This is a genomic window from Kineosporia babensis, assembly GCF_021129305.1.
In the GTDB taxonomy this organism is placed as follows: domain Bacteria; phylum Actinomycetota; class Actinomycetes; order Actinomycetales; family Kineosporiaceae; genus Kineosporia; species Kineosporia babensis.
Genome location: NZ_JAJOMB010000001.1, coordinates 127889 through 142477 on the forward strand (window position 1 = coordinate 127889; position 14589 = coordinate 142477).

At 67.8% G+C, this 14589-nt stretch carries 16 protein-coding genes; 6 read left to right on the forward strand and 10 right to left on the reverse strand.

Annotated features, from left to right (window positions below; genetic code table 11):
- Positions 1-28: 28 nt before the first annotated feature.
- Complete coding sequence (locus tag LR394_RS00545; RefSeq protein ID WP_231438295.1) at positions 29-526, forward strand: AAA family ATPase; 498 nt, start codon at positions 29-31, stop codon at positions 524-526.
- 57 nt (positions 527-583) lie between these two features.
- Complete coding sequence (locus tag LR394_RS00550) at positions 584-967, forward strand: VOC family protein (RefSeq protein ID WP_231438296.1); 384 nt, start codon at positions 584-586, stop codon at positions 965-967.
- 122 nt (positions 968-1089) lie between these two features.
- Here the strand turns inward: LR394_RS00550 and LR394_RS00555 are convergent, their stop codons facing one another.
- The 3 genes from LR394_RS00555 to LR394_RS00565 all read right to left on the reverse strand — a co-directional run bounded on the left by LR394_RS00555 (position 1090) and on the right by LR394_RS00565 (position 3458).
- Complete coding sequence (locus LR394_RS00555; RefSeq protein ID WP_231438297.1) at positions 1090-1959, reverse strand: hypothetical protein; 870 nt, start codon at positions 1957-1959, stop codon at positions 1090-1092.
- A gap of 65 nt (positions 1960-2024) precedes the next feature.
- Entirely contained in the window at positions 2025-2537 is a 513-nt protein-coding gene (locus tag LR394_RS00560; protein WP_231438298.1) for a SigE family RNA polymerase sigma factor, read from the reverse strand.
- A 78-nt stretch (positions 2538-2615) separates the two neighbouring features.
- Positions 2616-3458 (reverse strand): hypothetical protein, encoded by an 843-nt coding sequence (locus LR394_RS00565; protein WP_231438299.1) that lies wholly within the window; start codon positions 3456-3458, stop codon positions 2616-2618.
- Positions 3459-3595: 137 nt separating this feature from the next.
- On the opposite strand from LR394_RS00565, the gene LR394_RS00570 reads away from it, so the two are divergent.
- Entirely contained in the window at positions 3596-4132 is a 537-nt protein-coding gene (locus tag LR394_RS00570; protein WP_231438300.1) for an SMI1/KNR4 family protein, read from the forward strand.
- Here LR394_RS00570 and LR394_RS00575 read toward each other — a convergent pair.
- From LR394_RS00575 to LR394_RS00595, 5 genes are read right to left on the reverse strand one after another with little or no spacing between them, the layout of a single operon-like run.
- The gene (locus LR394_RS00575) at positions 4096-5541 is read right to left on the reverse strand and encodes a GuaB1 family IMP dehydrogenase-related protein (RefSeq protein ID WP_231438301.1); all 1446 of its coding nucleotides are present in this window, start codon (positions 5539-5541) and stop codon (positions 4096-4098) included. The two genes, LR394_RS00570 and LR394_RS00575, sit on opposite strands and share 37 nt — an antisense overlap.
- A gap of 48 nt (positions 5542-5589) precedes the next feature.
- Positions 5590-7179: an ABC transporter permease gene (locus LR394_RS00580; RefSeq protein WP_231438302.1), complete on the reverse strand. Its 1590-nt coding sequence runs from the start codon at positions 7177-7179 to the stop codon at positions 5590-5592.
- Positions 7176-7946, reverse strand: coding sequence for an ABC transporter ATP-binding protein (locus LR394_RS00585; protein WP_231438303.1), 771 nt, complete (start codon positions 7944-7946; stop codon positions 7176-7178). Before LR394_RS00585 ends, LR394_RS00580 begins: the two co-directional genes overlap by 4 nt.
- A gap of 26 nt (positions 7947-7972) precedes the next feature.
- Positions 7973-8554, reverse strand: coding sequence for a hypothetical protein (locus LR394_RS00590; RefSeq protein WP_231438304.1), 582 nt, complete (start codon positions 8552-8554; stop codon positions 7973-7975).
- Between the two features lie 28 nt (positions 8555-8582).
- Positions 8583-9626: an ABC transporter substrate-binding protein gene (locus tag LR394_RS00595; RefSeq protein ID WP_231438305.1), complete on the reverse strand. Its 1044-nt coding sequence runs from the start codon at positions 9624-9626 to the stop codon at positions 8583-8585.
- A 553-nt stretch (positions 9627-10179) separates the two neighbouring features.
- Between LR394_RS00595 and LR394_RS00600 the strand changes: the two genes are divergently transcribed.
- From LR394_RS00600 to LR394_RS00610, 3 genes are all read left to right on the forward strand, one after another.
- On the forward strand, positions 10180-10713 hold the full coding sequence (locus tag LR394_RS00600) for a nucleoside 2-deoxyribosyltransferase (RefSeq protein ID WP_231438306.1): 534 nt from the start codon (positions 10180-10182) through the stop codon (positions 10711-10713).
- Positions 10714-10763: 50 nt separating this feature from the next.
- The gene (locus tag LR394_RS00605; RefSeq protein WP_456238327.1) at positions 10764-11744 is read left to right on the forward strand and encodes a formylglycine-generating enzyme family protein; all 981 of its coding nucleotides are present in this window, start codon (positions 10764-10766) and stop codon (positions 11742-11744) included.
- Between the two features lie 62 nt (positions 11745-11806).
- Positions 11807-12814, forward strand: coding sequence for a glycoside hydrolase family 16 protein (locus tag LR394_RS00610; protein WP_231438308.1), 1008 nt, complete (start codon positions 11807-11809; stop codon positions 12812-12814).
- A 26-nt stretch (positions 12815-12840) separates the two neighbouring features.
- Here LR394_RS00610 and LR394_RS00615 read toward each other — a convergent pair whose 3' ends face one another.
- Together LR394_RS00615 and LR394_RS00620 are read right to left on the reverse strand one after the other, a co-directional pair.
- On the reverse strand, positions 12841-13563 hold the full coding sequence (locus LR394_RS00615; protein WP_231438309.1) for a hypothetical protein: 723 nt from the start codon (positions 13561-13563) through the stop codon (positions 12841-12843).
- Positions 13564-13615: 52 nt separating this feature from the next.
- Positions 13616-14572, reverse strand: coding sequence for a S1C family serine protease (locus LR394_RS00620; RefSeq protein WP_231438310.1), 957 nt, complete (start codon positions 14570-14572; stop codon positions 13616-13618).
- Between the last annotated feature and the right edge of the window lie 17 nt (positions 14573-14589).

Consider the following 14589-nt stretch of genomic DNA (forward strand, 5'->3'; position numbering starts at 1 on the left):
CAACCACGCCGTTCCCGGCAGCCGCCGGATGACGCACCTGGTCGTACTCCGTGGCAACTCCGGCTCCGGCAAGAGCAGCATCGCCAGAAGCCTCCAACTCCACCAAGGACGCGGCTGGGCCCACGTGGAGCAGGACCATCTACGCAGGAAGATTCTGCGGGAACGAGACATAGACCCGGGGCTGGCGCCGGCCTTCATCGAGCACAACGTCAGCTTCCTGCTGGAGCACGGCTACCACGTCATCCTTGAGGGCATCCTGTTCAGCGCTCGCTACGCCCCGATGCTGCACCGGCTGAGCACCGAGCACGGCGGCCCTTCGCACTTCTTCTACTTCAACGTCAGCTTCGCGGAGACGGCGAGACGGCACCGCACCCGCCCGCAGGCCGCCGAGTTCACCCCCGAAGAAATGCAGACTTGGTATCAGGAACTCGACCTGCTCGAAGAGCAGACCGAGGCCATCATCCCCGAATCCTCAACACAGGAGCAGACATTGGCCTACATCGCCGCCCAGCTGAACACGGGGTGAGCTCAGGGGAAGCTCGACCAGGCCAACGTCCACGCCTGCGGACCATACGGTTACCCCATGCATAGGAGCCGCTTCTCCACCCTGCTCATCGACACGCCCCGCGACGAAGCCCCGGCCGCCGCCACCTTCTGGTCGTCAGCGCTGGGAGTGCCCGCCACCCCGGTACCAGGTGAAGAGCAGTTCATCAGTCTCAAAGGGGCTTTTCCCGGCCTGGTGACAGCGGTGCAGGCGATCGATGAGGGTGCCCCGCGCTTTCATATCGACATCGAGACGGACGACCTGGACGCCGAGACCGACCGCCTGCTCGGCCTGGGCGCAGTGGAGATCGGGCGCTGGCTGGACTGCCGCACGCTCCAGGCGCCGGGCGGCCATGTGCTCTGCGTGATCCCGGTGCACAGCGATCCGGACGAGTTCCAGCGGTTAGCCACGCTCTGGCCCTGAGCCGCTCTTGCCACGGGCACCACGGGGCACCACGGGGCACCTTGGCCCTGAACCGCTCTGTCCCTGAGTCTCTCTGCCCTCTGCCCTCGCCGCCAGCCACCAGCCACCAGCCACCAGCCACGCTAGCCTTGAGTACCCTGGCCGGCCCAAACCCCCACCGTCTCCGCCTCAGTACCCGGCGCCCAGAGCAGAAACCCGTCGCGCACGCTCTCGAACTCAAGACCGGCGGTCTTCGCCTCGCCAGGCAGAAGCGTCAGATCCCGCCACTCGTCCAGCACCGGCGCATGCTGTGCAGAGCCAGACGCCCAGACAAAGTCCTCCGCCCGAAGCACAGACCGCTCCATCGCCGTCACCTCGATCTGCGCACGACCCGGTGAAGATTCCAGCGTGGCAGCAAGACTCAGTTGAGGTTCCGTGCCTTCAAACCGCACCACCTCGTCATCCCGTTGCAGGTACCAGACCCGATCGAGCTTCACCTCGGACGGATCGTTTCCACCCCCGACACTCCACACCGCAGCCGGACGACTCTCCCCCGGAAGCACCCAGGCCAGCTCGCCGTCCGACACGTCCGCGTAGGTGAGGCGCAGCCGTTCGAAGCCGTTGACGCTGTACGACTGACCAGACTCAACCGGAGTCAGGTCCAGCGCCGAACCGGCCCACACGAAGTCGGCCGAGCTGAGGGTGAAGGGGGCATCCGAGTCGACCGTGACATCGACGGTGCCAGCCCCATCAGAATCGACGACAGCAGCATCGAGCGTAACGCGGGCCAGAGGTTCTCCCCTGTCGTAGACCGTTACTGCGGTGTCCTTCTGCACGAAGACCAGATCGGCGGGCGGACGTACGGCGGGCTCAGCGTCGGACGTACCAACGAAGAAGGCCGCAAGCAGCAATCCGGCGCCGGCAGCGGATGCGGTCCCTCCCAGGACAGCCCGGCGGCGGTACACCCGCCGCTCTCCCCCGCGCACCACCGCGTCCAGGTCGAACTCCGGCATCTCAGGGGAGGCGGCGTCGAGCTCCTTCAGGCGCTCGGCCAGCCGCTCCGGAGGAATCTCGTGGCTCATTGCCGCCCTCCACCAGTTTCCTCAAAACACTCGCCAAGGATGTGCCGCAGCCGGGCGACCGCGTAGGAACTCTGCCGTTTCACCGTACCGGGCGTGGTGCCCATGATCCGTGCGACTTCCGCAACCGGCCGGTCCTCCACGTAGCGCAGCACCACGACCGCCCTTTGCCGGGTGGTCAGCCCGCTCAGCGCGCGGGCCAGGTCCAGCCCCAGGTCGGCCCCCGAAGTGGATTCGTAACCTCGTTCGGGTAATTGGTCGGTGCAGTGCTCCCGCCGCCACGACCGCCGCCGCTCGTTCAGCTCGTACCGCAGCAGAATGGCCCGCAGATACGCCCCCGGATAAGCGATGTCGTGCACCTTGGGCCAGGCCACGTACATGCGCTCCAACGTGCCCTGCACATGGTCGTCCGCCTGGTGCACATCGCCGCACACGTGCAGCGCGAAGCGCCGTAATCGTGGTAGCTCGCGCTGCGCCATCACCTGGAAGCGGTCCTTCAGGTCCTGCCTCATCATCCCCCACCGTGACCGGAAAGAACCGCCGGGCAGACAGCTTCCCGCCTGCCCGGCGCCTCTCAGAAACGCTGCAGGTCAGCCGATGCCCCAGGCGCCGGCCACCAGACCCGCCCGCGGCGACCAGACCAGGCCACCGGCAGCCACCCCGTCGTACTGCACGGTGAGGGTGCGGCTGGTCCTCGGCTCCAGCGTCAGCTTCTTGCCGTTCAGCGCCGGATGCCGCTTACCGTTCTTGTCGCTCCAGACGAAGGCGGAAGGCCGCAGCGAGAACTTCTGCAACGCCTGCACATCCAGCCGGACGCTGCCCTTGCCCTTGGCGTGCACGGCCGACTGCGCGGTGACCCGGGCTACCACCCGGCCGGACTTGTACACCGAGACCACCGCGTCCCGCTGCAGGTAGCTGGGTGAGAGCAGTTGCGGCGCACCGGTGGTCAGCTTGCCCTTGACCTGCCAGACGCCGACCGAGTTCTCCCGCTTCGGCGCCCAGACCACGTTGCCGTCGCGCACCCCGGTGAACCGGATGCGAACCGTCTCCGTCTTCTGCGCCGCCACCCGGGTCTTGCGCAGCGGATCAATCGCATCATGGTCACCCCCGGCATCGGCCCAGAGGAACTGCCCGGCCCGGAACGCAAACGTCTGGTACGCCTTCACCTTCAGCACCAGATCGGCCCGGCCCTGAGGATGCGCGGCCGACTCGGCCTTGACGTCGGCCAGTCGCTCGCCCCCGCGATAGACCGACACCACCTTGCCCCGCTGCACGTAGGCCAGTTGCTCACCGGTCTGCGGCAGCCCGGCCGAAACACCCGGAGCCGCCGGAGCGGCCTGAGCAGCCCCCGGCGCCACCACCATCGCCCCACCGGCCAGCGCAGCACACGCAGCCGCCAGGAGCGAGGCCCCCGCCGTGGTCACCTTCTTCATCAGATCTCTCCCCTCGGTTCGACAGCGTTTTCGCTGTCGCCCGAAAGAACACACCGACCACCCGATCAGGTTGAGACCAAAGGGCAGAAATCTGGAAAACCTCGCCAATCACCCACCGAGACGGGATCATGAGGCGCATGAGTCCCACCAGTAGCGCCGAGTGGCAGCAGTTCCTGACGGAGTTCAGCGCCCGGCGGCCCTACGCACCGGAGTGGGGAGCCCAGCCACCGAACCAGGAGTGGCACGGCCGCGAGCCGGCCACGGAGGCCGAACTCAGCGCCGCCGAGCAGCGCCTGGGTACCGACCTGCCGCCGGACCTGCGCAACTTCCTGGCCTGCAGCAACGGCTGGCAGAACCTGGACGAGCTGTACGGTCTGCACTCGGCGGCCGAGTTGCGCTGGGTCAACGACCCGCAGCACGACCTGCTCGACGTCTGGTCCAGCTTCGAGGAGATCATCGAAGTGATCAGCGGCTGCCTGATCGTGCTCGACGACGGCAGCGGCGTGTACGGCCTGCTCCGACCGAACGAGCAACCCAAACCGAACCAGCAGGCCTACAGCTGGGCAGCCGGGGACGGCGAGGATCCGGTGCCGTACCCCAGCTTCTCAGCGATGGTGACCGCGCTGGCCGAAGGAGCTCACCAACCGGCGGGCAGCGGACGTCCCTCTTCGTAACCCGCGGGGGACTGCATCCCGACCACAACCTTGTCGGAGAACTCCGGCACGGACCGCGCCCCGACATAGGTAAATGCCGAGCGCACCCCGGAAGTGATCTCGTCCAGCAGGTCCTCCACCCCGGGCCGCGCCGGGTCGAGGTACATCCGGGAGCTCGAAATGCCCTCCTCGAACAGGCCCTTACGCGCCCGCTGGAACGGAGAGTCGGCCTTGGTACGGGCAGCCACCGCACGCGCCGAGGCCATACCGAAGCTCTCCTTGTAGGCCCGGCCCGACGGGTCCAGCGACAGGTCCCCCGGGCTCTCGTGCGTACCTGCGAACCAGGAACCGACCATCACCTGGCTGGCCCCGGCGGCCAGCGCAAGCGCGACGTCGCGGGGATGGCGCACCCCGCCGTCGGCCCATACATGCCCACCCAGTTCACGCGCCGCCGCCGAGCACTCCAGCACAGCGGAGAACTGCGGCCGACCCACGCCGGTCATCATCCGGGTGGTGCACATGGCACCCGGGCCGACCCCGACCTTCACGATGTTCGCGCCCGCCGCGATCAGATCCCGCACACCCGCGGCCGTGACCACGTTGCCCGCGACCACCGGCACCTGCGGATCCACCGAACGCACCGCGGCCAGCGCCTCCAGCATCTTCTCCTGGTGGCCGTGCGCAGTGTCGACCACGAGCGTGTCCACCCCGGAGTCCAGCAGCGCCTTCGCAACCGCCGCCACATCCCCGTTGATGCCGACCGCGGCGGCCACTCGCAAACGTCCCAAGTTGTCCAGCGCCGGCGAGTAAACCGTGGAACGCAGTGCGCCCTTACGGGTCAGCGCACCCACCAGCACGCCGTCGCGAACGACCGGAGCGAACCGCCGCCGACTGGCGTGCAGCACACCGAACGCAGCCTCCAGGTCGCCCTCAGCCGTATCCGCGTCCAGCACCTCGACGCCGGGCGTCATCACCGAACCGACCTGGGTGAACCGGTCGACGTCGGCGCAGTCGGCCGCCGTGACCACGCCCAGCACGTGCCGCGCGTCGTCCAGCACCACGGCCGCCCCGTGCGAGCGCTTGGGCAGCAGGTTCAGCACGTCCGCGACCGTGTCGTGCTCGTGCACCTCGACCGGCGTCTCGAAGATCGGGTGCCGCTGCTTCACCCAGGAGACCACCTCGTCGACCACGTCGAGCGGCAGGTCCTGCGGGAGCACCGCCATGCCACCGCGCCGGGCCAGCGTCTCGGCCATCCGCCGCCCGGAGATCGCGGTCATGTTGGCCACCACCACCGGGATCGTCGTGCCGGTGCCGTCGGTGCTGGCCAGGTCCACGTCGAACCGCGAGGTCACCGCGGAACGGCCGGGCGCGATGAAGACGTCGTTGTATGTCAGATCGCGCTGCGGCTGATGACCGTCGAGAAAACGCACTCGTGCTCCCAAGAAAAAGGACAGGACTTCACAGTAAACGCGCGACCCTTACGAAACGGTGCCCATCCGCCGACCCACAAACCGCTCGACGCCGGAAACCACCGCATAAGCCAGCACCGACAGCGTGATCACCGCGACCGTCCCCGACCACATGTCGTTGAACTGCGACGCGGCGAAGTCCTTGACCAGCATGCTCCCGATCCCCTGCCCGGTCGCCAGCCATTCGGCCAGGGTTGCCCCGGCGATCGCCCCCGGCACCGCGATCCGGGCCGAGGCGAACACCGCGGGCACGGCGTGCAGCAGACGTACCTTCGCGGTGACCGTGACGCTGGATCCGCCCATCGAGCGCACCACGTCGCAGGCGATGGCCGGCGCCGAACGCAACGCCGCCACCACGCTGACCAGGGTCGGGAAGAACGTGACGACCGAGACGATCACCGTGACCCCGAGCAGCCCGCGGCCGAAGATCAGGGCCAGCAGCGGCGTCATCGCCACCAGCGGCACCGAGCGCAGGGTGATCGCCAAGGGCATGAAGAACCGTTCGACCAGCGGCCACTGCATCACCGCGATCGCCAGCAGACAGGCCGCGACCGTGCCGATCAGGTAGCCGATGCCCGCGTCCCGGATCGTGATGCCCAGCCCGGAAAGGATGTACGAACGATTCTCCGCCGCCTCGGCGTCCGTGACCAGGTGCGCCCAGACGTCCGCAGGTGTCTTGGCGAAGTACGGGCTGAGGTCGAAAGCCTTGATCAGGCCCCACCATCCCGCGCAGACGATCACGATCGAACCCAGAACCCCGACAACCGCAACAACTATGGACGACAGTCGCCCGGCGGTCGCGGCCGATGCGGCTACTCCGGTGGCGGTGGTGACGTCGCGGCCGACCCACGGTGTTGCCAGCCGGCCGATCCAGCCGGCCACGGCGAACACCAGCGCGGACAGCGCCGACATCAGCATGGCGGTGGCCCAGGTGCGGGGAACCTCGAAGGACGACTGCGACTGGACGAGGAGCACGCCCAGTCCGCGCGCAGAGCCGAGGTATTCACCCAGGATCGTGCCCAGAAGTGCTGCCGGCGCGGCGATCTGGAGACCGGCGAACAGGCCGGGCAGCATCGCCCAGAGCCGGATCTTCAGCAGTTCCGTCCACCCCGAACCACCCATCGAACGGATCACGTCGTGGGTGCTGGAGGGCGCCGATCGCAGACCGAGAATGCAGGAGACCAGCGTGGTGAAGAAGACCGACAACGCGGCCAGGGTCTGCTTCGGGGCGTCGCCGGGCAGCACCACGGTCAGGATCGGGGTGATCGCCACCAGCGGCACGCAGAAACTGGCCACCGCGATCCGCAGCAGCAACCGCTCGATCCACAGCACCTGGACGAACGCCACCGCGGCCAGGACCGCCAGCGCGTTGCCGACCAGATAGCCGATGAACGCGTTGGTCAGGGTGACCGAGAGGTTCGCCGGGTAGACCGGAAGGTCGTGGACGAACGCCTCGAGCACCGCCCAGGGGGTCGGAACCACACGGCGTTCGGCGAACAGCTCGGCTGCCAGGACCCAGAGCAACAACAAAAGGACGATGGGCGCGAGTCGGCCCGCCAGGTCGCCCAAGGCGACCCGCGGACGTCCAAAAGCGTTCATTCTCCGTGCTCCGCGAACAAACCCTTGGCCAGGTGGTCGCAGATCTCGTGGAACTCGGGTGTCTGCAACAGATCAGCCGTACGCGGGCGCGGGAAGTCGATGTCGACGACCTCCACCACCCGACCGGGCCGGGCTGCCATCAGCACCACCCGGTCGGCCAGGAACACGGCCTCGCTGATCGAGTGCGTGACCAGCAGCGTGGTGGTCGCCCGCTCGGTCCAGATCCGCTGCAGTTCCAGGTTCATCCGATGCCGGGTGACCTCGTCCAGTGCCCCGAAAGGCTCGTCCAGCATCAGGATCTCGGGCTGTACGGCCAGCGCCCGGGCCAGCGAGACGCGCTGGCGCATACCACCGGAGAGCTGGTTGGGCCGGGCCTTCTCGAAACCGGCCAGGCCGACCAGCTTGATCAGGTCGTCGACCTCGGCCCAGTCCCGTTTACGGCCGGAGACTTCCTGGGCCAGCGCGATGTTGGAGCGGACCGAACGCCAGGGCAGCAGCGCGGCGTCCTGGAAGGCCACGCCCACCTTGTGGTTCTTGCGCGCGTCTTCGGGGTCGCCGCCGTGCACCAGCGCCTGGCCCTCGGAGACGCTGTCCAGACCCGCAAAAATCCTCAGCAGGGTGGATTTTCCGCAGCCGGAAGGACCGAGCAGGGCGGTGAACTCACCTTTGCGAGTGGCCAGATCGACGTGCTCGAGGGCACGGACAGTACCGCCACGGACGCTGAACTCCTTGACCACGTCACGCGCGAACAGGCCACCGGCGTCCACCGATGGCCTGTTCTGTGACGTGTTGCTCAGCCCTTCCACTGCCCGGACTTCTGCAAGCTGCGGATCTCGTCGCGCAGCGTGTGGTCGCGACCCTCCCGCTCGTTCTCCACGTGCGAGGCGGTCTCCCAGAAGTGCTCGACCGTCTTGCCCGCTTCCTGGCCACGCCGGGTGTGCACGTCGAGCGCGTACTCCGGGATCTCGATCGGCTTTTCGGAGGCGTTGATCAGGTGCATGGTGATGTTCGCCCACTCGTCGGACGAACGGTCCTTGGTCCGGTCGGACAGGAACCGGATGGCGTGCACGGCGAACAGCCAGCGGTCGCCGAAGCTCCGGTCCAGCCGCTCGTGCATCTGGTAGAGCGAGTTCAGGACGACCGGCTCCTGGTACGTGCCGTCGCCGGTGTCCTCGCAGGAGATCACGCAGAGCCGGGCCCACATCATCTCTTCGAGGGCAGCCGAGCTCTCGTACATCTCGCGGCCGATCAGCAGGGCCAGCTGCAGATCACCGCGGCGGATCGACTTCTGCAGTGCGGAGATCAGCTCGTCCGCGGCGTAGCCCCGCTTGCTGGTGACGTGGGTCCAGGGGTCTTCGGAAAAGTGAACAGGCATTTTGGATGTCCTTTGATCAGGTCCAGGCTTAGCTGAGCTCGGGGCCGTCGGCGTAAACGGCCTCCAGGATGGAGGTGTCGAAGAGCGAGGCCAGGTCGTCGCCGGGAACATCGATCTGCTGCATGGTCTCGACGTTGCCGGCGATGCCCTCGGCGCTCATGCTGAGCAGGCCGTTGGTCTCGGTCTCGGGGGTCTTGATCAGGTCGGTGAACTCGGCCATCGCCAGCTTCTGCTGCTCCAGGTCGAGGTTCTGGTCCTTGCCCGGGCCGGTCACCATCAGCTCGGCGGCGGCGTCGGTGTCGCTCAGCGCGTCGTTCCAGCCCTTGGCGGTCGCCTTCACGATGCCCTCAAGGGTCTTGCGGCTGTCGTCGTCGGCCAGCGCCTCTTCGGTGGTGAAGAGCACGTTGCCCCAGGCGTTGTAGCCGTACTCGCTGAGCAGGAAGGTCTTGGTCTCCACGCCCTGCGCCTTGAGGGTCAGCGGCTGGTTGTTCAGCAGCGAGACGAAGGCGTCGCAGTCCCCGCCGACCAGCGGGGCCGGGTCGAAGTCGGCCGGGATCATCTCCACGTCGGCCGGGTCCATCCCGTTACCGGTCAGCACGGCGTTGATCACCGACTGGCCGCTGGTCTGCACGCACAGCCGCTTGCCGGCCAGGTCCTGCAGCGTGTTCACCGGCTTGTCGGCCAGCGACATGATCGTGGTGGGGTTGTTCTGCAGCGTGGCGGCGATGATCTTCAGCGGTGCCCCCTCGGCCACCGCGCGCGCCACGATGTCCGCCGAGTTCAGCCCGACCAGCGCCTTTCCGCTGACCACGAGCGGCTCGACGGTGGCGCTCGGGCCGCCCGGGGTGACGGTCATGTCGATCCCCTCGGCCTCGTAGTAGCCCTTGTCCAGCGCCACGTAGGGGCCGGCGTTCTCGACGTTGGCGATCCAGCCCAGCTGCATCGAGGCGACGGTGGGCCCGCTCGCCGAATCGGAACTGCCGGAACCGCAGGCACTCAGCAGACCAAGGGCGGCCACCGTCACCACCGGAATCCGGAAAGCCGGACGGGACAGCAAAGAACGAGGGGACACGAGGGGAAACCTTTCACCGGGCCGCCCGGGCAGGGGCGACGACGTGGGACACACAGAGTCGGCCACCACCTCAGGAGAGGTGGAGGCGCTCACGTACGCGGTAACAGAGGCAGTGCGACGACCGGCGACAACGACGGCCGGGCCCTGGGATCAGGGCAGATGCGAAGCAGGCGTCAGATACCTGCCGCAGAGATCAGGCGCGACCGGGAGCGCGGGAGTTGGAACGACGCCAGCAGCCGGAGTGGCTTCGCATCGTTACCTTCCTTTCCCGCTCGGGCGAACCTGTAGACAGAACTGACGGTAGCCGCCATCTATCCGCCGAAAACGGACACCGTCCGGATTGCGCTGCGAAATTTACGCCAACGTAACCGAAGGCCCAACGGCCCGTGGCGAACCGGTGACCATCGGCAACCTCGCTTCGGCCGGCCGAAGCCCTTCAGGCTTTGCCTCGCTCGCCCCGGCGTGCAAACATCCGGCCGACGGCTCTGGACAATCCGGTTCGCGATATCGCCAGGCCCCCTGCCGAATCGTCTGCCCGGAAAGGCCCGACCCGATGTCCAAGAAGCACCTCTACCTGGCCGGTTTCGAAGTTTTCGCGCCCGACGGCGAACAGCGCGCCGCCCGGATGCGCGAGATCGTCCGCGAGCACGGCCTGGAACCGATCTCCCCGCTCGACGGCGGCAAGGACCTGTCCGGCCTCAGTGGCCCCGACCTGGCGATGGCGATCTTCCGGATCAACGTCGAGATGATCGAGCGGGCCGACGCCGTGGTGGCCAACCTCAACCCGTTCCGCGGGCCGGACCCGGACGCCGGCACCAGCTGGGAGATGGGCTACGGCCACGGCCGGGGCAAGGTCACCTACGGTTACACCGAGGGCCCGGCCACCGCGATCGAGCGCACCGAGCAGCAGTGGCCGCCGATCACCCGCCGTGAGGACGGCTCGGCGGTGGACCGCGACGGGATGACCGTGGAGAACTTCGGCCAGCCCTTCAACCTGATGCTGGCCTGCTGCGGGACCGTCGTGCTGGGCAGCTTCGAGGACTGCATCCGCACCGTGGCCGAGGACGTCCGGGCCGGCAAGCTCTAGGTCTGCGATTGGCACCCCTGCCCGTTTTGCCCGGGCAGGGGTGCGCCATCATGGCCTCGATGTCCGAGAACCAGGATCACGCCTGCTGCGCGCCCGCCCGCGAGAGCGCGGCCCCCGCCGAACCGCAGCCGGTCGCCGCGAACCCCGGTAAGCACAGCATCGAGCAGTGCCTGATCCCGGCGCAGACCTTCGCGATGGGCGATCACCACGGCGACGGCAAGCACGACGACGGCGAGTTCCCGGTCCACCCGGTGAGCGTCTCGGCGTTCAGCATCGACGCCACCACCGTGACCAACGCCGACTGGGCCGAGTTCGCCGAGGACACCGGCTACCGCAGCGAGGCCGAGACGTTCGGCTTCTCGGCCGTCTTCCATCTGGCCTTCGCCGGCGAGGAGTCCGACATCATCGGCCAGCCGCTGGCCACGCCCTGGTGGCTGGGGGTCAAGGGCGCCGACTGGGCGCATCCGCAGGGCCGGCACTCCGGGATCGACGACCTGCTCGATCACCCGGTCACCCACATCAGCTGGAACGACGCCGCTGCCTACTGCACCTGGGCCGGGCGCCGGCTGCCCACCGAGGCCGAGTGGGAGTGCGCCTCCCGGGGCGGGCTGAGCGGCCAGCGGTTTCCCTGGGGGAACGAGGAAAAGCCCGACGGGGAATGGCTTTGCAACATCTGGCAGGGCGTCTTCCCCGGGCAGAACACGATTGAGGACGGGTGGCTCACCACCGCTCCGGTCCGCACCTACCAGCCGAACAAGTACGGCCTGTGGCAGAGCGTGGGCAACGTGTGGGAGTGGTGCGAGGACTGGTTCCACCCGGCCTACTACGCCTTCTGCCTGACCGACGAGCCGATCGAGAACCCGCGGGGTCTGGAACGCGGCAGCCAGAAGTGCATGCGAGGCGGATCTTTCCTGTGCCATCCCTCGTACTGCAACCGCTACCGCAACGCCGCACGCTCGTCCAACACTCCCGACTCCTCGATGGCCAACACCGGTTTCCGCACGGTCGCGCTGAGCGAGGAAGCCGTCTGATCGAGAAGGCTTTACCCGCTCCTTGATTCTTCATTGAGCCCGGAGCGGCCAGCATCGGTCGTATGAAGCAGTCCCTGACCCGCCGTTCCCTGAAGAACACCCGACGGCGGCGCATCTACCTGGCCACCGCATCCCTCGCCGCCCTGGTGATGGCTGCCGGAGGCACCGCCATGGCCGTGCAGCCGAATGACGAGCCGGACGCCGAGCCGAAGACCACCAACACGGCCCCCGCCGCAGCGTTCGCGGGCGAGACCAATACCGAGGAGTGGGCCGGCAACGCCTCGTCGCTGTACCAGAAGTACGCGCGCGGTGGCAGTTCCGTCACCGGTGGCGTGAACGACGCGGCAGCGAAGGACGGCAAGGCCCTCAACCTGACCATCCCGGCCGGTGCAGGTGCCTCACCGAGCAACGCCGCCGAAGTGGCCTCCAAGGAGCAGTTCCTCTACGGCAGCTTCAGCAGCCGGGTCAAGACCGCCGACTGCTCCGCGCAGCCCGAGACCGGTGCGGTGACCGGCATCTTCACCTACGGCAACGACGGCACCGACCAGGACGGCGACGGCCTCACCGACAACAGCGAGATCGACATCGAGGTGCTCTGCGGCCGCCCCGACGTGATCAACCTGACCATCTACACCGACTACGAGGCGAGCACCGAGAAGTCGCAGCGGGTCTCCCGGATCGTCGACCTGCGCCAGGGCAAGGTCATCTCGACCTGCTACTACACCGACTTCTCGGGCAACTGCGTGGAGAACCTGACCGGCGAGCAGTCCAGTCCGGCCACGGTGCCGGCGATCAAGGACTTCGACTCCTCCAAGGCCTACTACGACTACCGGATCGACTGGACCGAGCAGAACGTCAAGTTCACCATCACCGACGAAGCCGGTGAGGAGATCACGCTCTGGGACTACCAGGGTCCCGCCGAGCGCATCCCCAGCCGCCCGGCCGGCTACCTGGTCAACTTCTGGCACACCAACAGCTGGGCGGCCCACGAGCGCCCGAAAACGATCAAGTCGCCCACCGCGCCGCTGACCGTCTCGGTCGACTCCAGCACCAGCACCGCCCTGGACTAGGCAACAACCGTCCTGCGGCCGAGCCTTCAGAACAAGGCGTAGGCCCGGTCGCAGGAGGCCTGGACCGCGTACAACCGGCTGAGCGCGCTGTCGTAGTAGTAGTCCAGGAAGTAGCTGAACGCCGTCTGCACCCCGCCCAGGCACTCGCGCAGGTCCTCGATCTGGTCGGTCTGCAGGTTCAGCTTGTCGTTGGCGTCGTCCAGGCTGCCCTGGGTCTCGTCCAGTTCCGCGCTCTTGTTCTCAAGGTCGCCCTTGGTCCCGACCAGGGTGGCCCGGCTGGCCGCGAGATCCGTCTGGACGCCGCTGAGCTGATCCTTGGTATCGGCCAGGGTGCGCTCGGTGCGGTGCAGGTCGGCCCGGGTCTGCAGGTGCACGGTCAGCGCGGCCCCGATCAGCAGCAGGGCCAGCAGGCCGCTGAACGCCTTGACCCAGGTGCTCGCATTCGCCGAGAGATGCGGCCCCCGCGGTGCTTCCGGCAACCGGTCACGCAGTCGTTCGAGCAGACCAACGGACGTTTGTGCGGCCGGCGCGGTCGGCACCGGCTGAGTCGGTAGTAGTGGAGGAGATACCACGGCCGCGGTCGGCTGCAACGGGATCGGCGCCGCCAGCTGATTCGGCCGGCTGACCCGGAAGTCCGTGCCACAGCTCTGGCAGAACAGCCAGGTGGTGGCGACCGGCCCCTTACAGGTCGGGCAGGACCAGCTGGTGTTCTCTTCCGGAAGGTGCACTGCGGAGCTGATTTCGGGCATGGTTCATCGATCCTTCAGGTCTGAGGGGATGGATCCGGGCGAGGACCGCGGGTCAGCAGACGTGCAGCACGTTGCACAAAGTCGCTGCGGGAATGGCGAATCCGAGTCCTTCGGCGCCCTCGGTGACGTACTTGGCCACGGACACCCCGATCACCTCGCCACGAAGGTTGATCACCGGGCCACCGCTGTTGCCCGGGCTGATCGGGGCCGAGAACTGCATCTCCCGCTCGCCGTCCTCGGTCCGGAAGGCCGAGACGATGCCCGAGGTGACGGTGCCGCCCAGGCCCAGAGGTGAGCCGAGCACCAGCACCGGGTCGCCGACCGCGGGCTTCTTGGCGGCGATCGGCAGGACCGGCAGCTTCTCCTCAACCGACACCACGGCCAGGTCGGCCGACTGCTCGACCTGATCGATGGTTCCGGTGTACTCGGCGTCGTCCCGGACGATCTGGACGGTCCGCCCGCCGGAGCGCCAGGTGTCCTTGACCACGTGATAGTTCGTGATCAGCTCGGAGCCGTCGGCATTCGCGGAGACCACCCAGGCCGAGCCGGTACCGGTCTCGGTGTCCACGGTGAACACCGACGGCTGGGCCTTGCTCGCCACCTTGGCCGGGTCGGGCTGACCGTCGACCTTGCTCTGCAGTGAGGCGATCTGGTTGGTCAGAGTGGCGGTGCTGCCGCTGAGCGAGTCGAGCTTGCGCTGCAGTTCGGTGTTGGAGGCGGTGGCCTGGTCCAGGGCCTGCTCGGTGGCCCGCTGATCGGTGAGGTTCTTCGCCCCCAGTCCGATCCCGCCCAGCAGTAGGGCGAAGACGATGACGCCGGCCCCGATTCGCAGCCCGCGCCGCGGCTTGTGCGCGACTTCGGTGATCCGGACCACCGGCACCGCCGGCGGAACTACAGAGGGCGGCGCTGCCCGGCCGCAGTTGTCGCAGACCTGCCCGACGCGAGGCTGCCCGCAACCGGTACAGAAACCGGTCTGCTGACGGGGAACGCTGAGCGCGTCGGGTTGCATGTGTCGTCTCCAAGCAG